At 64.2% G+C, this 21634-nt stretch carries 28 protein-coding genes and 1 tRNA gene; 7 read left to right on the plus strand and 22 right to left on the minus strand.

What is annotated here, in order from left to right; genetic code table 11:
- Positions 1–3: 3 nt before the first annotated feature.
- The 19 genes from RVY76_RS07715 to RVY76_RS07805 all read right to left on the minus strand — a co-directional run bounded on the left by RVY76_RS07715 (position 4) and on the right by RVY76_RS07805 (position 12883).
- Entirely contained in the window at positions 4–309 is a 306-nt protein-coding gene (locus RVY76_RS07715; protein WP_317373304.1) for a hypothetical protein, read from the minus strand.
- An 11-nt stretch (positions 310–320) separates the two neighbouring features.
- On the minus strand, positions 321–671 hold the full coding sequence (locus RVY76_RS07720; RefSeq protein ID WP_317373305.1) for a hypothetical protein: 351 nt from the start codon (positions 669–671) through the stop codon (positions 321–323).
- Positions 671–1090: a phage tail tube protein gene (locus RVY76_RS07725; protein ID WP_317373306.1), complete on the minus strand. Its 420-nt coding sequence runs from the start codon at positions 1088–1090 to the stop codon at positions 671–673. Before RVY76_RS07725 ends, RVY76_RS07720 begins: the two co-directional genes overlap by 1 nt.
- Positions 1083–1481, minus strand: coding sequence for a DUF3168 domain-containing protein (locus RVY76_RS07730; RefSeq protein ID WP_317373307.1), 399 nt, complete (start codon positions 1479–1481; stop codon positions 1083–1085). The genes RVY76_RS07725 and RVY76_RS07730 overlap by 8 nt, the downstream gene beginning before the upstream one ends.
- Positions 1481–1942 carry an HK97-gp10 family putative phage morphogenesis protein gene (locus tag RVY76_RS07735; RefSeq protein WP_317373308.1) on the minus strand — a complete coding sequence of 154 codons (462 nt, stop codon included), beginning with the start codon at positions 1940–1942 and terminating at the stop codon, positions 1481–1483. The genes RVY76_RS07730 and RVY76_RS07735 overlap by 1 nt, the downstream gene beginning before the upstream one ends.
- A complete protein-coding gene (locus RVY76_RS07740; protein ID WP_317373309.1) occupies positions 1939–2268 on the minus strand; it encodes a head-tail adaptor protein in 330 nt (109 codons plus the stop codon). Before RVY76_RS07740 ends, RVY76_RS07735 begins: the two co-directional genes overlap by 4 nt.
- Entirely contained in the window at positions 2268–2825 is a 558-nt protein-coding gene (locus RVY76_RS07745; RefSeq protein ID WP_317373310.1) for a hypothetical protein, read from the minus strand. The genes RVY76_RS07740 and RVY76_RS07745 overlap by 1 nt, the downstream gene beginning before the upstream one ends.
- Before the next feature lie 6 nt (positions 2826–2831).
- On the minus strand, positions 2832–3134 hold the full coding sequence (locus tag RVY76_RS07750; protein ID WP_317373311.1) for a hypothetical protein: 303 nt from the start codon (positions 3132–3134) through the stop codon (positions 2832–2834).
- 68 nt (positions 3135–3202) lie between these two features.
- Positions 3203–4543 (minus strand): phage major capsid protein, encoded by a 1341-nt coding sequence (locus tag RVY76_RS07755; protein WP_317373312.1) that lies wholly within the window; start codon positions 4541–4543, stop codon positions 3203–3205.
- A 107-nt stretch (positions 4544–4650) separates the two neighbouring features.
- Positions 4651–5577: a S49 family peptidase gene (locus RVY76_RS07760; RefSeq protein ID WP_317373313.1), complete on the minus strand. Its 927-nt coding sequence runs from the start codon at positions 5575–5577 to the stop codon at positions 4651–4653.
- On the minus strand, positions 5567–6847 hold the full coding sequence (locus tag RVY76_RS07765) for a phage portal protein (RefSeq protein ID WP_317373314.1): 1281 nt from the start codon (positions 6845–6847) through the stop codon (positions 5567–5569). The genes RVY76_RS07760 and RVY76_RS07765 overlap by 11 nt, the downstream gene beginning before the upstream one ends.
- Entirely contained in the window at positions 6844–8520 is a 1677-nt protein-coding gene (locus tag RVY76_RS07770) for a terminase large subunit (protein ID WP_317373315.1), read from the minus strand. The genes RVY76_RS07765 and RVY76_RS07770 overlap by 4 nt, the downstream gene beginning before the upstream one ends.
- Complete coding sequence (locus RVY76_RS07775; protein ID WP_317373316.1) at positions 8507–8956, minus strand: phage terminase small subunit P27 family; 450 nt, start codon at positions 8954–8956, stop codon at positions 8507–8509. Before RVY76_RS07775 ends, RVY76_RS07770 begins: the two co-directional genes overlap by 14 nt.
- 87 nt (positions 8957–9043) lie before the next feature.
- Complete coding sequence (locus tag RVY76_RS07780; protein ID WP_317373317.1) at positions 9044–9439, minus strand: HNH endonuclease signature motif containing protein; 396 nt, start codon at positions 9437–9439, stop codon at positions 9044–9046.
- A gap of 159 nt (positions 9440–9598) precedes the next feature.
- Positions 9599–10237, minus strand: coding sequence for a transcription termination/antitermination protein NusG (locus tag RVY76_RS07785; RefSeq protein WP_317373318.1), 639 nt, complete (start codon positions 10235–10237; stop codon positions 9599–9601).
- A gap of 2 nt (positions 10238–10239) precedes the next feature.
- Positions 10240–10809, minus strand: coding sequence for a hypothetical protein (locus tag RVY76_RS07790; protein WP_317373319.1), 570 nt, complete (start codon positions 10807–10809; stop codon positions 10240–10242).
- Between the two features lie 196 nt (positions 10810–11005).
- Positions 11006–11605 (minus strand): hypothetical protein, encoded by a 600-nt coding sequence (locus RVY76_RS07795; protein WP_317373320.1) that lies wholly within the window; start codon positions 11603–11605, stop codon positions 11006–11008.
- Between the two features lie 352 nt (positions 11606–11957).
- A complete protein-coding gene (locus RVY76_RS07800; RefSeq protein WP_317373321.1) occupies positions 11958–12092 on the minus strand; it encodes a hypothetical protein in 135 nt (44 codons plus the stop codon).
- 464 nt (positions 12093–12556) lie between these two features.
- Entirely contained in the window at positions 12557–12883 is a 327-nt protein-coding gene (locus RVY76_RS07805) for a hypothetical protein (RefSeq protein WP_317373322.1), read from the minus strand.
- A gap of 360 nt (positions 12884–13243) precedes the next feature.
- Between RVY76_RS07805 and RVY76_RS07810 the strand changes: the two genes are divergently transcribed.
- The 6 genes from RVY76_RS07810 to RVY76_RS07830 all read left to right on the plus strand — a co-directional run bounded on the left by RVY76_RS07810 (position 13244) and on the right by RVY76_RS07830 (position 16407).
- Positions 13244–13609, plus strand: a complete 366-nt coding sequence (locus tag RVY76_RS07810; RefSeq protein ID WP_317373323.1) for a helix-turn-helix transcriptional regulator — start codon at positions 13244–13246, stop codon at positions 13607–13609.
- A 70-nt stretch (positions 13610–13679) separates the two neighbouring features.
- The gene (locus tag RVY76_RS07815) at positions 13680–14081 is read left to right on the plus strand and encodes an HIRAN domain-containing protein (RefSeq protein ID WP_317373324.1); all 402 of its coding nucleotides are present in this window, start codon (positions 13680–13682) and stop codon (positions 14079–14081) included.
- Positions 14082–14489: 408 nt separating this feature from the next.
- Entirely contained in the window at positions 14490–14765 is a 276-nt protein-coding gene (locus tag RVY76_RS07820) for a DUF2312 domain-containing protein (protein WP_317376731.1), read from the plus strand.
- A 67-nt stretch (positions 14766–14832) separates the two neighbouring features.
- Positions 14833–15240, plus strand: coding sequence for a hypothetical protein (locus RVY76_RS07825; protein WP_317373325.1), 408 nt, complete (start codon positions 14833–14835; stop codon positions 15238–15240).
- A 1-nt stretch (position 15241) separates the two neighbouring features.
- Positions 15242–15526 carry a helix-turn-helix domain-containing protein gene (locus RVY76_RS18700; RefSeq protein ID WP_410795980.1) on the plus strand — a complete coding sequence of 95 codons (285 nt, stop codon included), beginning with the start codon at positions 15242–15244 and terminating at the stop codon, positions 15524–15526.
- Positions 15527–15633: 107 nt separating this feature from the next.
- Complete coding sequence (locus RVY76_RS07830; RefSeq protein ID WP_410795981.1) at positions 15634–16407, plus strand: tyrosine-type recombinase/integrase; 774 nt, start codon at positions 15634–15636, stop codon at positions 16405–16407.
- 74 nt (positions 16408–16481) lie between these two features.
- Here RVY76_RS07830 and RVY76_RS07835 read toward each other — a convergent pair.
- Positions 16482–16556 (minus strand) — tRNA-Val (locus tag RVY76_RS07835).
- Between the two features lie 120 nt (positions 16557–16676).
- Positions 16677–19079, minus strand: a complete 2403-nt coding sequence (gene lon, locus RVY76_RS07840; protein ID WP_317373327.1) for an endopeptidase La — start codon at positions 19077–19079, stop codon at positions 16677–16679.
- Between the two features lie 256 nt (positions 19080–19335).
- Between lon and RVY76_RS07845 the strand changes: the two genes are divergently transcribed.
- The gene (locus RVY76_RS07845; protein ID WP_317373328.1) at positions 19336–20397 is read left to right on the plus strand and encodes a glycerophosphodiester phosphodiesterase family protein; all 1062 of its coding nucleotides are present in this window, start codon (positions 19336–19338) and stop codon (positions 20395–20397) included.
- Between the two features lie 54 nt (positions 20398–20451).
- Here RVY76_RS07845 and tgt read toward each other — a convergent pair whose 3' ends face one another.
- Positions 20452–21579, minus strand: a complete 1128-nt coding sequence (tgt, locus tag RVY76_RS07850; protein ID WP_317373329.1) for a tRNA guanosine(34) transglycosylase Tgt — start codon at positions 21577–21579, stop codon at positions 20452–20454.
- Between the last annotated feature and the right edge of the window lie 55 nt (positions 21580–21634).

Genomic DNA, 21634 nt, shown 5'->3' on the forward strand with positions numbered 1-21634 from the left:
GGATCAGGACGGGAACCGTGCCCGCCATTCCTCCTGTGTGATTTTCGGAAGCGCCTTCGACAGCGCCTTCAGTCGCACGCGCAATTCGTCGGGCGACATCTTCTCGGGTTTGCCCCGCAAGAGCTTTGCGAGCGGCGGGATCTTCTCCGCGCGCGACAGGGTTGCGGTCATCCAGGCCAACTCGGCCGAGGACCGGCCCTCGCGCTCGAACCGTTGCGCAGCTCCGCGCATATGCGCGAGATAGAGACGCGGGGTCAGACCCCAGAACGTGCCCGGATCGAACCCCGCCTCGACATAGGCGCGCAGCATCGCGAGATAGTCTAGCGCGCGCTGGCCTTCTTGCGGGGCTTCGGGTTTCCCGGCGGCACCTCGTCGGCTGCAGGGCTTGCCGCCGCGATGGCCTTGGCCGGGGCCTCGATATCGCAGGACAGAACGACGCCTGCATCCCCGACCGTGGCCTCGGGATGATGATGACGCATCATCGCCCAGACCATCAGGCGCAGCATACGAAGGTCGCCCCCGCCATTCCCGGTCTCGATCGCCTCGAAGGCTTCGAGCGCGTTCATCTCGCTCGCATCCTCGAACTCGATCATCGCATTGAGGTCACAGCGCAGCGTGACAGGACCGTCATCCGTATCGATCGCCACTTCTCCGAAAAAGCGGTTCGCCATCAGGACGCCTCCACCATCTCGGAAAGCTTGAACACGGCCGTCGACATTCTCTTGTTGCCGACCGGCGAGCTGCGACCGTAGCTCTTGCAATACCCGACATACGTCTCGGCAGGGGAGTCCGCGTCGATCTTGATGCGGATCTGCACCATCTCGCGCGCCGACTTGATCTCGGTCAGCATCACGTCGGTAACGCTGCCCGGGATGTAATTGTGCGGCACCGAGAACTCCCCGGTATCGGTGAAGCCGGGGATAAACTGCTTGCGCTGCCCCGGAGATTCCTGGTGCGTCACCTCGATATCGTCCGCCTGCGCGTCGGGCATATCGATGTCTCCGACCTTGGCGATCTTCGTCCAGTCGGGCGTTGCGCCACGGCCGATCTCGACGGTCCCGCCATGGCCGATCGTTGCTTCGTCAGACATCCTCGTCACTCCATTGGATGATGAAATCGACCGACCGCCGGAACAGGCGATCAGGTCCGTCGTCGCGTCCGCTCCGCAAGCCTGCGAACCGGACATATCGCAGCGACCCGCCGCGATATCCGTCAAGGGCACGCCGCACGGCGCGCCCGAGATCCCCGGCGATCGTGTCGTCTGTCGCCAGAACGTCGACCTGAACGCGCGCCTCGAACAGTTTGTCGGGGCCGTCCTGCGTGTGGCTTCCGTTCAGAGAGATCCCGTGCAGCACGAGAGCCGGATAGGGCTCGCCCTGCGGATGCTCGGCCCAGTTGATCCGCTCGGCCGCATCGTTGAACCCGATGATCTCGCCGATCGCCGCATCCGCGATCAGCACCCCGCGCAGGTCGCGATCCATCAATCGCCCGCCGCCTGCCGGGCCGCCTTGCGCTCGGCGCGGCCGATACTCTTCCGGATCTCGTCCCAGAGGTCGACCTTCAGGCGTTCAAGCAATGCGTTCTGATCGGCATCCCATGCCGGACGTGCGAACGGTTGCGGCGGGTGATCCTTCGTTCCGAATTCCTGCGCCACCGCCTGCGGCAGCGGCCCGGCCCCAACGAACATCTCGACCGATGCGCGGTCGTCTTGAAACATCCGGCGGTGCAACCCGGCTTGTCGCTGCGAGAGCTTCGTCGAGACGGCCACGCTCTGCGCGAGCGCCCCCTTACGTTCGGGCGCGCCCTCGCGCATCAGCTCGGCGAGCGGCGCGGCCGACTTCCGCAGCGCGCGACGCAACGCGCCCTTGCCCGCCGCCGTCGAAAGCTTCTCGAGTTTTTGCTCAAGCTCGGCGAACCCTTCGAGATCGACGGTCACGCTCATCGATCCGACCGCGCGGCGCAGGTGATCTCGATCCACGCGCGCCGGCCCCGCCCTTCCTTCGCGCCGCTGATGTCATAGGTGACGCCCTCGCTGACCAGGCGATCCTTCGGCGTGATCGAGGCGGTGAAGGCGGTATATCGCACGCGGAACCGCGTGGTGATCTCCGCCGTCTCTTCGCTGCTTGCCGAGCGCCACCGCTCGGAATCGCTGACGTCCAGCTTGCCCGCCGGCACCGGCTCGCCCAGTGCGGCCCAGACTTTCGACATCCGCCGCCCGTCATCGACCGACGTCGCACGCTCGAATTGAACCATTCGATCGAGCGACATCAGGCAAATTCCGCCGGGCGGACATAGCGATGCTGACGGATCAGTCGATCAATACCGACGCTTGCCTCGATCGCGGGCTTGTCGTCGATCGCGCGCGCGGTCTCGAAATTGTCCTTCGCGAGCAACGCGACCGCCTGCACAAGGGCCGGGGGCACCTTTGGAAGCACGAACCCGGTCATCGCCGTGACTTTCGTAACCTTGCAAGGCCCTTGATCGGCCATGACGAGATGCGGCTCGTCATGCTGCATCGCCAGCGCGTATTCGGTCGGATCGAGCATCCGCCATGTGATCCAGTCGTCGGATCGCTCGACCTTCCGAACCTCCTGGACCGGCGCGACCGGGAACCACCATTGCAGCCAATACGCGCCGCGCAGCGTGAACTCATTGAGACGCGATCCGATCGGTCGCGCAGCCGCAACCTCGACGTAATCGACGGCCGCCGCGATGCTCTTCTCCATGGCCGAGATATGCGACTGGTCCGCAACGCCGAACCCGATCTCGGCCAGAAGGTCGGTGGCCGAGATCGGGGCTGCAGGATGATCGGCAACAAGCCGCATCGTCGCTTACTTCTTGCCCTGCGAGGGCAACGCGGCTTGCTTCGCCGTCTTCTGCGCGTCGGTCGACGGCGTGGCGTCGGGCGTGCCGTCTTTCTTCGCGGTTGCCTGACCGGCATCCGTCGCCGGATCGGGATCCGGATCGGTGCCCTGCCCTGCCGGTTCCGCAACGACGCCTTCCGCCTCGGGCTTGTAGCGCTGCGCGACACCCTGTGCCTCGATCTTGACCGCCGTGACCGGATCGAACCCGGCCTTGTCGCCGGCATTGTACGGGCCATGCGCCCGCGTGAACTGCAGAATGACCTTTTCCATGGTCGATTGCTCCGATGATGATGGGAAGGGGGGATGTCAGGCCGCGTCGTGCGGCCCGACGATGGCGATCAGAGCGACCAGCCCTGCCCGCGCGCGAGCGCAAGCGCCTCGTCGTGGCGCGGGGCGAGGTCGTGCTCGGAGATCGCGCGCATCAGCGTCTCGTCGCGCTGGAATGCGTGCCGAACGGTGCCGTTTGAGGCGACATATGAAGCCTCGGTCGACGTCGCGATCGTGATGTCCATCGTGTCGCCGATCATCACCTGGTTGAAGTCGCCGAAGATGATCTCGGCCTCGTCGCCCGCATCGCCGAGGTTCGTGGGAAGCTGCGAGGTCGTATAGATCGGGTAGCCGAGCAACGTGTCGTTGATCTCGATCGACGGAAAGAGCTTCACACCGCTCGACGGCTCGCGAAGCGAGGCGAGGAAATGCTTCGCGCTCGGGTGCATCACCCATCCCGAATTGACCATGCCGACATTCGCACTGTCGACACGGCTCACCATGCCGCGCAGCGTGGCCTCGACCGTCGCCGGATCCTTGGCGCGGGCTCCGAAATTGTGCGCGGCCGGAACCCAGTTGACGATCCCCGTGGGCGTGTTGTTCAACCCGTCGCCGCGCGTGAAGGCGAGGTCGCGCCGCAACGCCATCACGTCGATCATGTCGTCGCGGACGAGCTGCGCCATGGCGATCGAGGAATGCCGCAGAAGCGAGTTCGAGACGGGAACCATCGCCGTGAGCTTCTTGAAGGTCATGTCACGATTGCCGAAGGTCTGCTCGCTCGTCGGGATGTCCTGCAGCTCGGCGGTATAGCTGGCGTTGGCCGAGCTGTTCTGCCGGGCGTGGCGAAGCTCGCCCGCCGGCATCGGGATCACCCGGGCACCGGCACGCATGACGGCCACGCGCGGCTTCAGCATCTCGATCAACTCGCTCGACTGCGCTTGCGGGATCGTGATGCCGCCCGCCGCGTCGTCGGAGCGCCGCAGCGATGCGGACAGCTCGGAATGCCCGGCCGCGTCGAGGCGATCGGCCGCCCGGGTCGCATCGCCCCGCGTGGCGGCAAGCGCCCCGACCATCAGCGCCGCACCGACGCCGAGCAATGCCGTATTGCGCGGGCGCGCCGGGCTTTGCGGCGACGTGTCGGCATGGCCGCCCGTGGCGACGGGCTGGCTGTCGTCGCCGCCCGATGCCGCTGCGGCATTGGCCGCCTCGACATGTTCGGCCCGCTTCACCGCGGCATCCGCTTTCGCGAAATCGCCCTGCGCGGCCTCGAACGCGCCGGTCGCTTGGGCCAGCGCCCCTTCGTCGAGATCGCCTTCCGCGCCCTCGATCGCCGTGATCTGGTCGGCCGTTTCCTGCATCCTGTCTGCCGCAGCCTTCCGGTCGCGGCGCAGGTCGTTGATATCCTTCGGCATCGTTTGCTCCTGTCTGAAGGATGACGCTGCGAATGCGCAGCACGAAAACCCCGCCGCGTCGGCAGGGAATGGGAAGTCCGCGCTCGCGCGCGGCTATGTCTCGAAGATCAGAGGCCCTGCGCCGCCAGTGCGGCGGCGGCCTGCGCGCGCGCACCACGGCGCGGCCGGCGTGCCGGGACATTGGCGGGCGCATAGGTCGCGAGCATGCGCTCGTCGAACGCCGCGCGCGTCTCGACGCGATCGGCGACACCGCGCGCGACGGCATCCTCGGGCTGGTAAAGCGCTCCACCCCATGCCGGATCACCGTTCACGCTGAGGCGGTCGGGCAGCTCTGCAGTGGGGATGTTCCGCCCTCGCGAGATCGCGGCATGAAACACCCCTTCCGCCTCGTCGAGCATCCGCCGGAACTCGGCCATGCCGGCATCCGTCGAGGCATCGGGCCGCTTCGCCATGGCGTGGCTCGATACCAGCTCGAAGAACTGCGCGCCGGAATTGCCGGGCTGCACGAAGGATGCGGTCATCACCGCCACGCCGATCGACCCGATCTCCGATCCGGGCGTCACGACCAGTTCCGTCGCCTGCGAGGCGAGGTGATATCCGGCCGAGGCGCAGAGCGGATGCGCGATCGCATGAACCGGCTTTGTTGCCGCGACGGCCGAGATCGCGTCGGATGCGGCCTGACAGCCCCGAACCAGCCCGCCGGGCGTGTCCATGATCAGCGCCACCGCCGCGACATCCTCGTTGGCGGCAAGCTCGGCCATCGTCTGCTCAAGGCCCTGGTAGGTCGCCCATCCGAGATAGCGTTCAAGCACGAAGTAATTCGGCGTCAGAAGCCCCGTGATCGGGACATAGGCCACGCCCCGCGCGATCGCGTAGCGCTCGCCGGGCTGCAGGGAAACCGCTCCGAGCGTGCCCGCCATCGGCATCGCCGCCTCGGCTGTCGGCCACGATATGCCGAGAAGCCCCTGCCCCGTCGACGCGTCCAGCGCCGTGACCTGTCCTGCCAGGCGTGAACCGATCGTGTCATTCGGCATCGTCGTCTCCTTCGGTTGCGGACGCATCGCGGGTCATGTTCGGCGCTGGATTGAGGACATCACCGCCCTTGACCGGCTCCCATCCTTCGATCCTGCGGCCTTCGTTCGGCAGCATGAACGGGCCGCCGATCGCCTTCGCCAGTGCCTCGTAACGGTCCTTCGTGGTCGGGCGCAGAAGCGCATCGAAGTCGTGCCGCACGAACAGGCCGCCACGGCGTTCCGCCTCGGTCAGCAACGACAGGTTCATCTGCGCCTCGATCAGCCCGGCCCAGTGCATCAGGCAGTCGGTCAAGTAATCGATCGCCTGCTGTTCACCATTGGCCTTCACGCCATGTTCGAGCATCTGAAGCTTCGAGGGCGGCACCCGGTAGAGCTGCGCGATCTGCTCACGGTCGAACTTCCGGCTTTCCAAAAGCTGTTGATCGGCGGCTGACAGGTCGAGCTTCTTGATATCCTCGTCCATCTGCAGGACGGGCCAATCGGACGAGTCGGGGTTCTGCAGCGATTCTCGGATCGACATCGCCTTCCTGCGTCGGCTGTCGTCGTCGGTATAGGCATCGCTAAGGGTGATCGCCCCCTTCGTCGTGCCACCGGCCGCCGTGCGCGCCGCCGCTTCCTGCCCCGCAAGCGCAAGCCCCATGCTTTCGCCCGCGACCTCGATCGGCGACCGCCCCGTCCAGCCATCCTCGGCCATGTACCGCAGATGCAGCATCGACCGGACCGGCGCGCGGCGCTGGATCCCGGCCCCATCCTCGAAATCATAGAAGCGATCACGGCCCGCGCGCAGGACCGAGCACATGTCGGGCCGGATCACGTCGAGCATCTGCATCTCGCCCGCGCCGTCGCGCGGCGTGTAGGCATAGGACCGGCCCCGAAGGCAGAACGCATAGACCAGCGCGAACCGCGCCTGAGCTGCCGCCACGCCCGGCGCGGCCTCGACATTCATCAGGTACGGCACGGCATGCTCGCGGACCCGCGCTTCCGTCCCGTCATCCCGCCGCTGGTAGAGCTTCAGCGGCACTTTCGCGGCATCGCCCGCGATCACGCTGCAGATCGCGACGACGGTCGCGTGCCGCTGCGCCGCTTGTGCCGAGACCGGGGGAAGGCCGCGCACCCGGCTGCGGCTCTGCCATCCGATCATGTCGCTCAACCACGGTTGCGGCTGCGCGGTCCCGCTCTGGACCGGACCCGACGACATTGCGGCGGACGAAACCGGCGGCTCGACCCGTGCGGATCGCACCTCGCCCATGCTACGCGAAAACAAGCTCATGCGGTTGCGGTGTCCCATGCCTTCCTGCGGCCCTCGCCGACTTCGGCCCGGCCGAGCGCCATGATCGCGGCGACGGCGCAGTCGATCCGGCCGGATGATTTCTTCTTGTTCGGCTTGATGTTCTCGGACGCATCCTCGTCGCGATGGACGTTGCCGACATGCCAGGCGAGAACCGGGTTGCCGCCGTGGCGCAGCTCGCCCTTGGCGACCTTCTCTTCGAAGCGCTTCATCGGGTTCGACATGCTGACATAGCCTTGCCGATGCTCGACCATCGGGAACCGCCTCTGATCGAGGCGCTTCGCCATGTAGCTCATGCCCCACGGGTCATAGGCTACTTCTTGCAGGTCGAAATATTCCCGGATCTGCTCAAGCCGATCGCAGATCGCATCCTCGTCGATCGCGCCGCCGTCATGCACTTCGAGCCAGCCCGCATCGCGCCACGCGATGTATTCCTTTTTCTCGGTCTGCGCGCGGTGGATGAACCCCTTCGGCCCGGAAGGCAGGAACGCATAGCAGATCAGGTATGTGATCCGCCCGTCCGGGATCGCCACGACGATCGCGGTCGTGTCGACCTTGCTCGACAGATCGAGCCCGACCCACGCCTTCTTGCCGCGCAGGCGCTGCATCGTCGCCTCGCCGATCGGCACGGCCATCGCGCCGCCATCCCACGTGTCGCGCGCGATCCAGGACTGCGCGCCTTCGGTCCAGAGGTTCAGGTGAAACCGCCGGAATGAAGGCATCCCGCCCGCGATCGTCTGCGCCTTCAGAACCGCCGAGCGCAGCTCCGACGACGGCTTCGAGACGTCGAGATTGGGATTGCCCATCGCCCAGGCGACGGGATCCGCCGGATCGCAATCCTCGGGCGGCTCGGCCACGTAGGCAAAGAACCGATCATCCTCGACGTCGCCGCGCAGCACCGATTCCGCATAGCCCCGGATCTCGCCGCAAAGCGATCCGCGATCCGCCCCGGCCGTGGTGATCACCCAATCGATCGGCTGGCTGCGCGCGATCATGGATTCCGTTACCGTGTCGGCCAGCTCGCGATCGGTCCAGCGGTGCATCTCGTCGCGCGCGAGAAAGGACGGGTTGATCCCGTCCGCCGAATTGCCGTCCCGGCTGAGGCACCGGATCTCGCCTTGCGTTCGCGGGATCTCGATGCTGTCGCGCCAGACCTTCGTGAGCTGGGATAGCGCCGGGCTCTTCTGCACCATGCGCTTCATTTCCTTGAAGAGAAGACCCGCCTGGTCGCGCGTCGTCGCGGTGCAGAAGCCCTGCGGTGCGCCCTCGCCGTCGAAAAGCTGCGTGAAGAGCATCGGCACCGATGTGTCCGTCGTCTTTCCGTTCTTCTTGCCGACCTGGTGATAAGTCGACTTGAACCGGCGCAGGCCGGTCTCGGCAAACTTCCAGCCGAAGACCGAGCCGTGCCGGAAGACCTGCCACGGTTCGAGCTGCAGCGCATCGCCGGCCTTCTTGCCTGTCGTATGCTTCAGCATGCCGGCAAAGTTGATGATCATGTCCGCCGCGGCGCAATCGAAGACGAGACCGCGTTCGTGCCCCGTTTCGAGATCCATCAGGTGGCGTTCGCAGGCCATGCGGACCAGCTCGCCCGTCACGACATCGCCCTCGACCACGCTTTGCGCGTAGCGTGAGACGGGGTGATCAGCCGGTTGCACCGGTGCCTCCGCGAAGCTGCGTCATCAGGTCGTCGAAGAGATCGCCCTGCCCGCCGCTCTGCATCCTCTGATCGTCCACCGGCGACAGCCCGAAGAGCGCGCTGTCGCGCCGCATCGCGTTCATTGCCTCCGCTTGGACGGCCACGGCCGGATGCCGCTTCTGCTGTTTGCCGTTCCGCCCCTGAACTTCGTAGAACATGCCCTCGCAATCGATCGTGAAGGTGGCCGCGAGGAAGTTCGCCACCGACTGGCAGTAGGTCGCGAACTGGTAAACGTGGTGCGGCTCAAGCCGGTCGCGGGCGACGAGATAGGGCGCGAGATCGTCCCAGATCTTGACCGCCTCGCCCGACAGGAACTCCGGCGCACCAGGGACCGGGCGCGGTGCATCTTCGCGCAGCGGAACCACGTTCTTGAGGCTCGGCTTCGATCCCTTCACGATCTAAATCCTTTCCAAGGTGGGTTTTTACCTTCAATTCGGCGCGCACGAAAAAACAGGTACACCCGCCGCTGTCCTGTGGCGGCGTCAGATTTCCGGATCACCCCCGGTCCCCTTTCCGTGGAAGACCTCGAGTGCCGTCTTTCGGCTGTGGCACCGGTGGCAAAGGCTCTGCCAGTTCGACCGGTCCCAGAACTTCGACCGATCGCCGCGATGCGGATCGATATGATCGACATCGGTCGCCGCCGTGGTCACGCCGATCTCGGCGCAAGCGACACAGAGCGGATGGTAGGCAAGATGCACAAGCCGCGCCGCCCGCCACTTCCGATCGTAGAGCTTCTGCCCCGCGCGCGCCTGACCCGAGGTCTGCGCCTTCGATCGCTGCTCGGTCCGTCGTGCCCGGGCGCTGGCGTCATGCGAGGCACAACGCGATGCGCCGGGCTCGGCGAGATCCTCGCAGCCGGGGGATGAACATATTTTCATTGCAGTAGCACTGGCAGTTACCGCGAGCCGTCTGGCCTTGGGGGTAGCTGCGGGGGTCCGCGGTGTTGCCCTTCCGACGCGTGGCGTCGTGATTACCTCGTTGGCAGGGACCGCATTGGATCGTCCTGCATCGGCTCTAGCAGAGCGTGAGTCGCACGGTCAAGCGCGCCTCTCCAAATGATGGGCTGGCATCTCGACCTCCTGCTCGCGGCCGAGCAGCGATATCAGCACGCGCACCGACGGCCCGCCGACCGACACGACCCGCACGTCGAGTCCGTCGAGCGGTCCGACCGCGACACGCGCCTCGTCTCCCTCACCGAACTCGGAATAGCTGCGCATGTAGCGATGCGCCTCCGGTGCCAGCCGTCCACCACCGAAGCGGTTCATCAGGTCCACGATCTCGCGCTCGGGCACGCGCATGGGTCTGCCGGCCGAGCCCATGATATCGACCACGCCGATCTCGACCAGCTTCCCCCACTCCATGCCGCCCCGCGATCCGACGAACATCCATCCCGTCAACAGCGGGTTCGCGACAAGGACCTTCTCGCTGAACCGGTTCGGACGCCGCCACACGCGATCGGCCGGAACGAAGACCTCGAAGCCCGCCCTGCGCAACAGCATCTCGTGCACGAATTCCTCGCGACCGGTCTGAGGCACTGCGCGCTGTCGCCGGGATCCGTCCCGTGCTCGATAGGTCTCAAAGATGCAGCCAGCGCGGACCTTGCGCCGGGACGCGCGCGGCGGGCGCATGCGGACGGCATACCAGTCGACGGGCGCGAACTTTTCGTGACGTGCCATGATCAGCCCCCCAACTCCGCGATAGTTGCACACTTGCGCAACGCGTCATGCCGCTCGGACCGCCACCGGGCATCCGCAGGGGGCAAGGTCCCGTCGCGCGCCTGCCGCATGTCGAGGCTTTCGAGCTTGCGCGCCTCGGCCGTTCCGGCATCGCGCACCTTCCCGACGACGAACGGCGTGGGCCAGCGCCGCCCGCGCCTGACCTCGGCAAGCAACTCGACCGACCACCCCTCTTCGATAGACCGACGCCCAAGATCGTGCGCGAACACGGCCCGGATCAGCGGCGAGGCCCCGTCGCCCGGCGGCTCGATCTGCCCGGCCCAGCCAAGGATAAGGTTGGCGATCGGCATGCGATCCTTGTCCTTCCCGCCGGGATTAGCAGCGACCTGCTCTTCGAGGGCGGCAAGGCTCGTGTCGCTCATGTAGGCCAGCCGCGCGCAGAGATCCTCGACCATTGCATCGAACTCGGCCCGGGTCAGGCTCGACGGCTTGGCGAGGCCCCGTCGCTTCAGCGGTTCGATCAGCAGCTTGCGGACGTTCCGCTCGCCTTCGCCCTGCTCTTTGCTGTCCATCGCAATCGCTCCTTTCTCAGCCTGCTAAGCTTGCAAGCACCGGCGACCACGAACTCTGGGCGGGACCGGAACCTGTATTGTCATGTTCTTGTCCTTGTCATTGTCGACGCGGACAGAATTGGCCTGAAAGCGGACTGTCCCATTCCGTCCCGGTTTGGGTTAGGACTGTCCGCAGGACAGAAATATTCATTTCCTGTCAGTTCATTGGGCCGTGATCCTTACTCGCATCGACTTCCATCGCACGCTTGACCCACTCAATAGTCCGATTGCCTCGCGGGTCGCAGTACTCGCGCAGCCAGGTGTCGAGGCGCTCCAAAACGCCCGGATCCTCGGCCATGCGCCGCGACCCGCCAGCCTTGCGGATCGCATCGGACAACCGTGCCTGTCGCTTCCGCTCCGCCCCCTTCGTCGCGGCCAGCTTGTTGCGATCGCGTCGCTCCATCGCATCAACCACGACCTCTAAGACGGTCTCGTGCATCAAGCGTACCTGATTGCCGCAGAGGCAACGGTGCCACTTGTATAATGGAGAGATCTCTCGCGCCCTGAGACCTTGCCAGGTACGGAGGTCGAGCCCGAGAAGTGCCGCAAGTTCGGCGTCGTCATCGGGAAGCGTTCCGACCGGCGTCTGCTTTTGCGCAAAGCACCAGAGATCGATGCCATATGCGCGGACCTCTGGATCGGCTAGCAGACGGAACCGGCTGTTGAGAAACCGATCATGGTGAAATGTGAACCAAAAATGGCTCGTCAGGCGCGCATCGACTTCCATCGGGTATTCCGGCAGATCATCGACCGTCATCAAGCCGCCAGCGAGAGCCTCAAGCTTTTGGCTCATGCTCGGCTCCGAGGATTTGGCTTCACAGCCTGCGGTCGCTGGATCGAAAGCCGTTCGCGCGCGTATGCCGAATCGGCCTCGCACTGGCGGTAAAAGGCCATCACTCGATCGGGCTGGAAGCCGGCTAAGTCACAGACCTCGTGAAAGTCGCGTGATCCCGGCCAATGTTCGGCCCACGGACTGACACGAGTGTTTGCTCCCATTCCCAGTGCCTCGCGCAATGACTCGAGAAGCACGGCACACCAAAGCGCTCGGAACGGGTCGAGGTCGGAGGGCATCCCGAATGTGGCGAGACCTGACGGTGCGCTCCGACCGCTCATGAGACCCCACCCTTCTCGCCAGAGTCCGGCGGCAGAATGCCCAGCAGCCGCGCGACCCGGTCGCGCATCGGCGAACTCAGACCGCGAGCAACCGCGCGCAGTATCCGCATGTCGATCTCGTCCGGCGTCATGCCGCCCCCAGCTGCTGAGGCGAGTGCGCGCGCATCGCGTGATCTGTCGCAAAGCGGTCAATGTCCTCGGCTCGCTCGAACCGGATAGGCCACCGGGCGGTCCTGCAGACGTGACGCACGTGCGAAGCGGAAAGCTGCAGCTCCGACGCGATCTCGGCAGCGGTGCAATCCCAGCGGACTGACTGGCCTGCGCGCCAAATGAGAAACCGGGTTGCCCGCGCGCTCATAGCGGAACGACCCATACAACCAGCGCCCAGGCGAAGCAGACGCACCACGTCATGCCCGCAGCGACAATCACGAGCGCGAGCATCCGCGCCGAAGGTTCCGGACCGCACCGCATCACTGCGCGCCCCGTGCAAGCCGGAAGAAAACTTCCGCGCGTTCTTCGTGAGCGCATGCCTTGCGGCGAGCCATTCTGGCCCGCGCTTGACAAAGACGCCCGCGGATATGCCACCACCACCGCATCAATCCCCCTCGATCTTTCTGATCACGACCTCGGCCCCGGCGATCGCCATTACGGCCAGCAGGTAATCGGCACGCGGCGTATGCGTCCCGCGCAGCCAGTTGCGGACCTGTCGTTCTGACACGTCCAGCACGGGTGCGGCCCGTGCGGCGAGCGCATGCTCGGATGGTGCAGGAAATGCGCGCCAAAGCATGCGAATAAAGAATGTGCCCGCGTCACGGGCCGCGTCTGTCGAATTGGAAGGAAACTTCATCGGCTCGCCCCTACTGTGATGGTTGTGCAGACCATCTGTAGAAACAGCGGAGGAAGGAGCGGGCGCGGCACTCATGCAGCGCCCGTTGTCATTTGAGAGGTTGGATGAACAACGTCTTCAAGTCCGACGACATTGGCTGCCGTTGCCGGCAGGAACGAGAACTGATCGGGACTGCATGGCAGGCCGATCCTCGCACACTCGTGTTTGACGACGAGATACCACTTTGCCGGAAGCTGACCCTTGACGACTGCGTTGCTAATGGCCTTTCGGCCAACCCCGAGCTTCGCGCCAAGGTTCTCACGTCCGATCGTATCTATCATTTGTCGGATACCGCACATGCATCAGACCTTTTTCCATATTTTATGGAAAGTCAACATCCATCGCGAGGAAGTTTAAATGGGCACGATGAGCGCGTAGCCTCTTAGAATGGACTTCATGACCAAAGATGCGCTTGCTAGGCGCGCAGATGCTGGCCTCTCTGCTTGTGCGGTCCGGCTCATTGCCGCGCGAAAGGTCACGGGGCTAGCGAGTGGTGAGCTGGCGGGACGATGTGGGGTCAGTCCGACAGCCTACAGCAATATGGAGCGAGGTTTGTCATTCCCAAACCGGCCGGTGATGCTGGAGCTTCACCGATCCCATCGAATTGACTTCAACTTCATGATCTACGGCGATTATGCGCAGCTGCCTGGCGACGTTCAGAACGCGCTCTTCGAAGCCTTGCCTGCCGCAGCGAATGAATGGGATCGCAAATCCAATTCAGGTCGAGACCGGCCCCGCGGGCGCACTTCAAAACAGGCATGACTAAGCACAAAGTGAACGAGAACATAAGTGGAACGATAGCGCAATCGGTCCAAGCTGAGAAGGATTTTCTATGCTTCGCTTTTTCCGTCGCAGAAAGCCCAGACTGAAGACCACCACAGGCTTCAACTGCCCCGTTGCCGGCACCAGCTACTATCAAGAGAACATCGAGGCTGCAGTCGGCGGTAAGATCGAGGGCGGCCATGGGACAATTGTAGACGCCGTCCTCCGCCTCGATGACAAGAATGAGCACGATGAGAACGCTGTTGCTGTACTCATCCACCGCAAACAGGTCGGGTTTCTGTCGCGAAAAGACGCGGTAGCGCTTCGCTCTGCAATCACCGACCGCACCGGCGACATGCGTGTGAAAGCCCGCGTTTCGGGCGGCTGGAGCAAGTCAGAGCTTGATTCGGATGAGGGATACTTCGGCATAAAACTTGCCATCGCACGCCCACCCAAGCTTATTGATCCATAAATTATGGATTATGAGGTAGCTTTTCCATTTTAGATGGATTACGTACTCCATAGAAATTGGAGTGCGCGATGACGAAATTTACCCCTACGGCCATCATTCGACACCTCAGCAGCAGCCTTACCGCTAACGCTCTGGCAATCATCACCACGCCCGAACGCGGCCACCGGGCAACACTGCGCGCCCTCGCATGGCGAACACTTAAGGCCGAACGCGGCGAGACCTGCGACATCGCCCGACTCGAAGCGATGACGCGGGCCCTGTCATCCAACCCACTGCCGACCGTCCGCGGACAGTCTTTTAAATGTGCGGACCAGACCGGCGGGCCTTCTCCCCTCACCAGTCTCGCCGGTCAGTCGTCTAGCTCCCTAGAAGGATCAGGTCGTGTTTGACGACGATAATGCTCGGCGCATGAAGGAAACCGACGCCGATCGCGAGGTTCGCAATAACACCTATCGCGTTGCCGGTGACGAGCTTCGTCAGTTCATCGAACGATACGAACGCCTCGCGCTCGAAAAGCAGGACATCGCCGAGGCCCAGAAGGAAGTCATGGCCGAAGCCAAGGGCCGGGGCTACGACACTAAGGTGATGCGGAAGGTCATAGCGCTAAGGAAGCGTGACAAGGACGATATTGCCGAAGAGCAAGCCGTCCTCGAACTGTACCTCGAAGCATTAGGCATGGCTTAAAGTTCGCCGCCCAATCCGAAATTGGCGAGGGCTTTCCTGACCTCTATCGTAATTTAAAGGACCCAACATGCTGATCCGCTTCGTCGTCATCGCCTTCTTGGCTCTCGCTGCCTGCCAAGACGCCGAAACCGATCCCGACACGATCCGTGTCACTGCTGACATGATCATCGACGGCGACACCGTGCGGACCGAGGGTCCGAACATCCGGCTTACTGGCGAGGGCGACGTGGCATTCGACACGCCAGAGACGTGGCGGCCCAATTGCGAGACGGAAGCCAAGTTGGGCAAGCAGGCGACGGATCTCGTACGGAGCCTGATGCCAGGTAAAGCCGTGATCCTAAAGCGAGGCGGTGGCGGCTTCGGACGAGATCTCGGTGTCCTTTACGGCAGCGATGGCCAAGACGTGCGAGGACCGCTTATGGCAGCTGGCCTCGCAAAGGCATCCCAGAACGCCGATTGGTGTGGTGGAGATTGAAATGCCAGCTGCTCGCCCTCTCACGCCTGAAATCTTGGCCAATCGCTGGCAATGCTCAGCAGAAACAGTCCGCCAGCTCGTCAGGAGCGGGCAGTTGCGTGGATTCCGGGTCGGACGCATGATCCGCATCCCGGTTGATGCTGTAGAGGATTATGAATGCCCGAAATTAACATCGGACGCCTCAGAGGCGGGTTCTGCGTCTACTGGACCGATCCAGTCACCGGCAAACGAACACGGCGTCAGCTTGAGGCACGCACCCGAAAGGAAGCGGAGCCTGAGGCGTTAAGGGTTTTCCGGTCTGCCACCTTAGCCGCGCAACCTTCAGGCCAAACGGTCGCCGAGATCTGGGAGATCTACCGTGAAGATCTAGGATCGCGGCCAACCGCAAAGACGATGGGGTATACCGGCAAGGCAGTTTTGCCGTTCTTCGGAGCCTACGAGCCCTCCGCCATTACTCGACAGATGTGCCGCGACTATGCGGCCCAGCGTGGTGCAAAAGGCATCTCCCAGGGAACCGTCTGGACAGAACTCGGACATCTATCGAGCGCGATCAAGTTCGCCTACGCCTCGAAGCTGATCGAGGCCGACACAAAGATCTGGCGACCACAGAAGCCAGACCATGATTTCCGTATCCTTGATCGAGGGGAAGCTCGCGCTCTGATCGAAGGAACGCGTGATCCGCACATGCGGCTGGCGATTGTACTGCTGCTTGGTACGGCTGCCCGGGTCGGCGCTATCCTTGACCTGACATGGGACCGGGTGAACCTTGAGACTGGCGTGATCAATCTACGCCTGCCCGACAGCACGACCAGGAAGGGTCGCGCAGTTGTCCCTATGAACGGCTCGACACGCGCTGCGCTTACAGCTGCGTATGATGCAGCCCTTACTGACTATGTCATCGAATACGCTGGCCATCAGGTGAAGTGCATCCGAACCGGCTTTAAGGCGGCAGCACGCCGCGCGGGGATCGGGGATCTTCGGATCCATGACCTGCGCCACACCGCAGCCGTCACAATGCTGTCGCAAGGAACGCCGATCGAGAAAGTCTCCCAAGTCTTGGGCCATTCATCGACCGCGGTGACGCAGAAAGTCTATGCGCGGTACCTGCCCCACCACATGCAAGACGCCACGAACCTATTGGATTTTAGCTCGATTCGTCGCGCATAAGTTCGCGGAACCGCAACCTACTTCGCAAAATCCCTCACAGGACCAAATTATCTAATGCGAAACAAGAGGTTGAATGGTGGGTGATAAGAGATTTGAACTCCTGACATCTTCGATGTGAACGAAGCGCTCTACCACTGAGCTAATCACCCGTTGGGCGGTTCCTTAGCGTCCGACGCACCGTTCCGCAAGACCTGCGCAACGGTGCGGGAGCCGAAAAAACCTGCGCGGCGCGCCCCCGTCGAGGGGCGCGCCGGCCAGCGTTCAGCCGATCAGTGCGTGACCGGAGCCGCCGGATCCTGCTGTGCCGAGATCCGGGCCTTGGCATCGGCCGCTTCCTGGTCCGCCTCGTCCCATTCGATGGGCTGCGGCTCGCGGACGAGCGCGTGCTTCAGGACCTCTGAGACGTGCTTGACCGGGACGATCTGCAGCCCCTCCTTCACGTTGTCGGGGATGTCGGCCAGATCCTTCTCGTTCTCCTCGGGGATGAGGACCGTCTTGATCCCGCCCCGAAGCGCCGCGAGCAGCTTTTCCTTCAGGCCGCCGATGGGCATGGCGTTGCCGCGCAGGCTGACCTCGCCCGTCATGGCGATGTCCTTGCGGACCGGGATCTGCGTCAGGACCGACACGATCGACGTGACCATGGCGAGGCCCGCGGACGGACCGTCCTTCGGCGTGGCACCGTCCGGCACGTGGACGTGGATGTCCATCGTGTCGAATTTCGGCGGTTTCACCCCGATCCTTGGCGCAATCGACCGAACGTAGCTCGACGCCGCGTCGATCGATTCCTTCATCACGTCGCCCAGCTTGCCGGTCGTCTTCATCCGGCCCTTGCCCGGAAGGCGCAGCGCCTCGATCGACAGGAGCTCCCCCCCGACGGAGGTATAGGCAAGCCCCGTGACGACACCGATCTGGTCCTCTTCCTCGGCAAGGCCGTAGCGATGCTTGGGCACCCCGAGGAAATCGGAGAGATTGTCCTCGGTGACGACGACCTTCTCGGCCTCCTTCTTGACGATCTGCGTCGTGGCCTTGCGGGCCAGTTTGGCGAGCTCGCGCTCAAGGTTCCGCACGCCCGCCTCGCGGGTATAGGTGCGGATGATCGCCGTCATGGCGTCGTCGGTGACCTCGAACTCGTCCTTCTTCAGGCCGTGGTTCTTGACCTGCTTCGACAGCAGGTGACGACGGGCGATCTGGGCCTTCTCGTCCTCGGTGTAGCCTGCGAGGGGGATGATCTCCATCCGGTCGAGAAGCGGACCCGGCATGTTGTAGGAGTTCGCCGTCGTCAGGAACATGACGTTCGAGAGGTCGTACTCGACCTCGAGATAGTGGTCGGAGAACGTCGCGTTCTGTTCGGGGTCGAGCACCTCGAGCATGGCGGAGGCCGGATCGCCGCGGAAGTCCTGTCCCATCTTGTCGATCTCGTCGAGCAGGATGAGCGGGTTCGTGGTCTTGGCCTTCTTCAGCGCCTGGATGATCTTGCCGGGCATGGAGCCGATATAGGTCCGGCGGTGACCGCGGATCTCGCTTTCGTCACGCACGCCGCCGAGCGAGATGCGGATGAACTCGCGTCCCGTGGCCTTGGCGACCGACTTGCCGAGGGAGGTCTTGCCCACGCCCGGAGGGCCCACGAGGCACATGATCGGCCCCTTGAGCTTTTTCGAGCGCTGCTGAACGGCGAGATACTCGACGATCCGCTCCTTCACCTTTTCGAGCGAATAGTGGTCGTCGTCGAGCACACGCTGCGCGCGGCCGAGATCCTTCTTGACGCGGGACTTCGTGCCCCACGGGATCGACAGCATCCAGTCGAGATAGTTGCGCACCACGGTCGCTTCGGCCGACATGGGCGACATGTTCTTGAGCTTCTTCAGCTCGGCCTCGGCCTTCTCGCGCGCCTCTTTCGAGAACTTCGTCTCGGCGATGCGGCGCTCAAGCTCGGCCACCTCGCCGGCACCGTCCTCGCCGTCACCCAGCTCCTTCTGGATCGCCTTCATCTGCTCGTTCAGATAGTATTCGCGCTGGGTGCGCTCCATCTGGCTCTTGACGCGGCCCTTGATCTTCTTCTCGACCTGCAGGACGGACATTTCGCCCTGCATCATGCCGTAGACCTTCTCGAGCCGCTCGCCCACGTCGAGGGTTTCGAGCACGCCCTGCTTCTGGGCGACGTCGACGCCCAGATGACCCGCGACCAGATCGGCGAGTTTGGCAGGATCGGTCGTCTCGCCGACGGCCGACATCGCCTCTTCGGGGATGTTCTTCTTGACCTTGGAATAGCGCTCGAACTCCTCCGCGACGGAGCGCAGGAGGGCCGCGACGATGTCCTCGTCGCCGGGCGTCTCGGAGAGATCGGCCGCGCGGGCCTCGAAGAAACGCTCGTTCGGGATGTAGTCGGCGATCTTCACGCGCGACCGTCCCTCGACGAGAACCTTCACCGTTCCGTCGGGCAGCTTCAGCAGCTGGAGGACATTCGCGAGCACGCCGATGCGGTAGATCCCGTTCTCGTCGGGGTCGTCGAGACCGGGGTCGATCTGGCTCGCCAGCAGGATCTGCTTGTCGTCGGCCATCACCTCTTCGAGGGCGCGGACGGATTTCTCGCGGCCGACGAAGAGCGGCACGATCATGTGGGGAAAGACCACGATGTCGCGCAGCGGCAGGACTGGATAGGAGTTCTCGGTCATTTCGGTATCCTTCTTGGCAAGGATCGTTCGCCCCGTGGCGGCGACGTGTCGATCCTCCTCATGGGCGTAGATTTAGGCGGCGCAGCGGGGCGCTTCAACCGACGAGCCCTCCTGCGCGGGTCGATGACGGGCACGGAGGCGTGAATACGTCACAAGCTCTTCACAATTCCTTGACGAAAGCGTCGCGCCTGCCGGGCAGGGTCGCACGGGACCGGCTTCGGTCGGCCTTTCGAACGTTTCAAAGGACATATCCGCAATGCTTCGCCTATCCGCACTCGCCGCCGCCGCGACGGTCGCAGCCGCGACCCCCATTCTCGCCGCGACCTTCGACACGCTTTCGGGCGAGGCCCCCATCGTCATCGCCCATCGCGGTGCGAGCGGCTATCTGCCCGAACACACGCTCGGGGCCTACGAGCTCGCGATCCGCATGGGGGCCGACATCGTGGAGCCCGACCTGCAGGAGACGTCGGACGGCCATGTCGTCGCGATGCACGACGCGACGCTGACGCGGACCACGAATGTCGAGGAGCTCTTCGAGCGGCGCAACGGCGAATACCGCGTGAAGGACTTCACGCTCGAGGAGATCAGGACCCTCACGGTCGAGCCGACGCGCACCGCCGCGACCGAATATCCCGGCTTCACCCCCAGCATGGACGAGCCGTTCCGCGTGCCGACCTGGAACGAGGTGATCGAATTCGTCGCGTCGCACAATGCCACCACCGGCACGCGCATCGGTCTCTACCCCGAGGCGAAGGCCCCGAGCACTGACAACCTCAACAGGCAGATCGTCGACGGGCTGAAGGCCGCCGGTTTCGACGCGCCCGAAGACAACACCTTCATCCAGACCTTCAGCCACGACACGGCGGCCGAGATCGCGCGCCTGCAGGACCTTGCGCAGATCGACAACGCGATCGCGGCGCTCGGGGCGGCCGTGCTTTCGGAAGATGGCGTCTATGGTGTGTCGGACTACACCACGGGCACGTTCAACTCGCTGTCCTACCTTGCGAGCTTCGCCGACGGCGTGGGCGTGTCGCTGGGCAGTTCGAACCTCGAGGCCGGCTTCATCACGGCGGCGCACGATCTGGGGCTTCAGGTTCATGGCTGGACCTTCCGCCCCACCACGATCGATGAGGCCCGCGCGCAGTTCACGCCCTATATCGAGATGGGAATGGACGGGCTGTTCACCGATTACGCCGATCTCGGCCGTCAGGTCGTCGACGAATACGCGATCTCGGTCGTGCCGCTGCCCGCGGGGCTTCCGCTGCTTCTGGCAGGCATCGGCGGTCTGGCGGTCCTGCGCCGCGCCCGCCGCACCTGATCGTCCGACAGATCGCGAAGGGCCGTCCATCGGGCGGCCCTTTCGACGTTCGGCTCAGAGCGGGTCGATATCGCCCGCGGCGCGGCCGTCATGGAAGGCGGCCTCCCACTGGGCGAAGGTTCCCGCGGCGATGGCGTCGCGCATTCCCGCCATGATGTCCTGGAAATAGCGCAGGTTGTGCCAGGTCAGCAGCATCCCCGAGATCATCTCGCCCGAGCGGAAGACATGGTGCAGGTAGGCCCGCGAATAGGAACTGCAGGCGGGACAGCCGCAGGCCTCGTCGAGCGGGCGGGGATCGTCGGCATGGCGCGCGTTCTTGATGTTGACGACGCCCGCCCGCGTGAAGGCCTGCCCCGTGCGGCCGGATCGCGACGGCAGGACGCAATCCATCATGTCGATGCCGCGCTTGACCGCCCCCACGATGTCGTCGGGCTTGCCCACGCCCATGAGGTATCGCGGCTTGTCCTCGGGCAGCATTCCGGGCGCGTAGTCGAGCACGCCGAACATGGCTTCCTGCCCCTCGCCGACGGCGAGACCGCCGACCGCGTAGCCGTCGAACCCGATCTCCTGCAGCGCTTCGGCCGATTCCGCGCGCAGATGTTCGGTCACGCCGCCCTGCTGGATCCCGAAGAGCGCATGTCCGGGCCTGTCGCCGAATGCCGCCTTCGATCGCTTCGCCCAGCGCATCGAGAGGCGCATCGAGGTCGCGACCTCCTCCTCGGAGGCCGGAAGGGCGGGACATTCGTCGAAGCACATCACGATGTCGCTGCCGAGAAGCCGCTGGATCTCCATGCTGCGCTCGGGGCTGAGATCGTGCATGGAGCCGTCGATATGCGACTTGAAGCGCACGCCATGCTCGTCGAGCTTCCTGAGACCCGCGAGGCTCATCACCTGGAACCCGCCGCTGTCGGTCAGGATCGGCCGGTCCCAGTTCATGAAGCGGTGCAGCCCGCCCAGCCGGTCGATCCGTTCGGCCGTCGGTCGCAGCATCAGGTGATAGGTGTTGCCGAGCAGGATGTCGGCCCCGGTCTCGCGCACGCTTTCGGGCAGCATCGCCTTGACGGTGCCGGCGGTGCCGACGGGCATGAAGGCCGGCGTGCGGATCTCGCCTCGCGGGGTCGTGATGACGCCCTTGCGTGCGGTGCCGTCCGTGGCCTGCAGATCGAAGCGGAACTCTTTCATGCCGCGCCACTTACGGCCATTCGCGACGCGGCGAAAGCCCCGGTCGACCGGGCCG

Origin of the sequence: Palleronia sp. LCG004 (genome assembly GCF_032931615.1) — a bacterium.
Lineage (GTDB): Bacteria > Pseudomonadota > Alphaproteobacteria > Rhodobacterales > Rhodobacteraceae > Palleronia.

What these genes read in the sequence shown, in the direction of transcription:
- RVY76_RS07755 (WP_317373312.1), bottom strand. Translation starts at nt 4,543, where the DNA reads ATGCCGAAGGATATCAACGACCTGCGCCGCGACCGGAAGGCTGCGGCA.
- RVY76_RS07820 (WP_317376731.1), top strand. Translation starts at nt 14,490, where the DNA reads ATGAAGGAAACCGACGCCGATCGCGAGGTTCGCAATAACACCTATCGC.
- RVY76_RS07810 (WP_317373323.1), top strand. Translation starts at nt 13,244, where the DNA reads ATGACCAAAGATGCGCTTGCTAGGCGCGCAGATGCTGGCCTCTCTGCT.
- RVY76_RS07825 (WP_317373325.1), top strand. Translation starts at nt 14,833, where the DNA reads ATGCTGATCCGCTTCGTCGTCATCGCCTTCTTGGCTCTCGCTGCCTGC.
- RVY76_RS07725 (WP_317373306.1), bottom strand. Translation starts at nt 1,090, where the DNA reads ATGTCTGACGAAGCAACGATCGGCCATGGCGGGACCGTCGAGATCGGC.
- RVY76_RS07805 (WP_317373322.1), bottom strand. Translation starts at nt 12,883, where the DNA reads ATGAGTGCCGCGCCCGCTCCTTCCTCCGCTGTTTCTACAGATGGTCTG.
- RVY76_RS07795 (WP_317373320.1), bottom strand. Translation starts at nt 11,605, where the DNA reads ATGACGGTCGATGATCTGCCGGAATACCCGATGGAAGTCGATGCGCGC.
- RVY76_RS18700 (WP_410795980.1), top strand. Translation starts at nt 15,242, where the DNA reads ATGCCAGCTGCTCGCCCTCTCACGCCTGAAATCTTGGCCAATCGCTGG.
- RVY76_RS07790 (WP_317373319.1), bottom strand. Translation starts at nt 10,809, where the DNA reads ATGGACAGCAAAGAGCAGGGCGAAGGCGAGCGGAACGTCCGCAAGCTG.
- RVY76_RS07800 (WP_317373321.1), bottom strand. Translation starts at nt 12,092, where the DNA reads ATGACGCCGGACGAGATCGACATGCGGATACTGCGCGCGGTTGCTCGC.
- RVY76_RS07785 (WP_317373318.1), bottom strand. Translation starts at nt 10,237, where the DNA reads ATGGCACGTCACGAAAAGTTCGCGCCCGTCGACTGGTATGCCGTCCGC.
- RVY76_RS07750 (WP_317373311.1), bottom strand. Translation starts at nt 3,134, where the DNA reads ATGGAAAAGGTCATTCTGCAGTTCACGCGGGCGCATGGCCCGTACAAT.
- RVY76_RS07735 (WP_317373308.1), bottom strand. Translation starts at nt 1,942, where the DNA reads ATGAGCGTGACCGTCGATCTCGAAGGGTTCGCCGAGCTTGAGCAAAAA.
- RVY76_RS07845 (WP_317373328.1), top strand. Translation starts at nt 19,336, where the DNA reads ATGCTTCGCCTATCCGCACTCGCCGCCGCCGCGACGGTCGCAGCCGCG.
- RVY76_RS07815 (WP_317373324.1), top strand. Translation starts at nt 13,680, where the DNA reads ATGCTTCGCTTTTTCCGTCGCAGAAAGCCCAGACTGAAGACCACCACA.
- RVY76_RS07780 (WP_317373317.1), bottom strand. Translation starts at nt 9,439, where the DNA reads ATGAAAATATGTTCATCCCCCGGCTGCGAGGATCTCGCCGAGCCCGGC.
- RVY76_RS07830 (WP_410795981.1), top strand. Translation starts at nt 15,634, where the DNA reads ATGGGGTATACCGGCAAGGCAGTTTTGCCGTTCTTCGGAGCCTACGAG.
- RVY76_RS07760 (WP_317373313.1), bottom strand. Translation starts at nt 5,577, where the DNA reads ATGCCGAATGACACGATCGGTTCACGCCTGGCAGGACAGGTCACGGCG.
- RVY76_RS07745 (WP_317373310.1), bottom strand. Translation starts at nt 2,825, where the DNA reads ATGCGGCTTGTTGCCGATCATCCTGCAGCCCCGATCTCGGCCACCGAC.
- RVY76_RS07730 (WP_317373307.1), bottom strand. Translation starts at nt 1,481, where the DNA reads ATGGATCGCGACCTGCGCGGGGTGCTGATCGCGGATGCGGCGATCGGC.
- RVY76_RS07720 (WP_317373305.1), bottom strand. Translation starts at nt 671, where the DNA reads ATGGCGAACCGCTTTTTCGGAGAAGTGGCGATCGATACGGATGACGGT.
- lon (WP_317373327.1), bottom strand. Translation starts at nt 19,079, where the DNA reads ATGACCGAGAACTCCTATCCAGTCCTGCCGCTGCGCGACATCGTGGTC.
- RVY76_RS07765 (WP_317373314.1), bottom strand. Translation starts at nt 6,847, where the DNA reads ATGAGCTTGTTTTCGCGTAGCATGGGCGAGGTGCGATCCGCACGGGTC.
- tgt (WP_317373329.1), bottom strand. Translation starts at nt 21,579, where the DNA reads ATGAAAGAGTTCCGCTTCGATCTGCAGGCCACGGACGGCACCGCACGC.
- RVY76_RS07715 (WP_317373304.1), bottom strand. Translation starts at nt 309, where the DNA reads ATGCTGCGCGCCTATGTCGAGGCGGGGTTCGATCCGGGCACGTTCTGG.
- RVY76_RS07740 (WP_317373309.1), bottom strand. Translation starts at nt 2,268, where the DNA reads ATGTCGCTCGATCGAATGGTTCAATTCGAGCGTGCGACGTCGGTCGAT.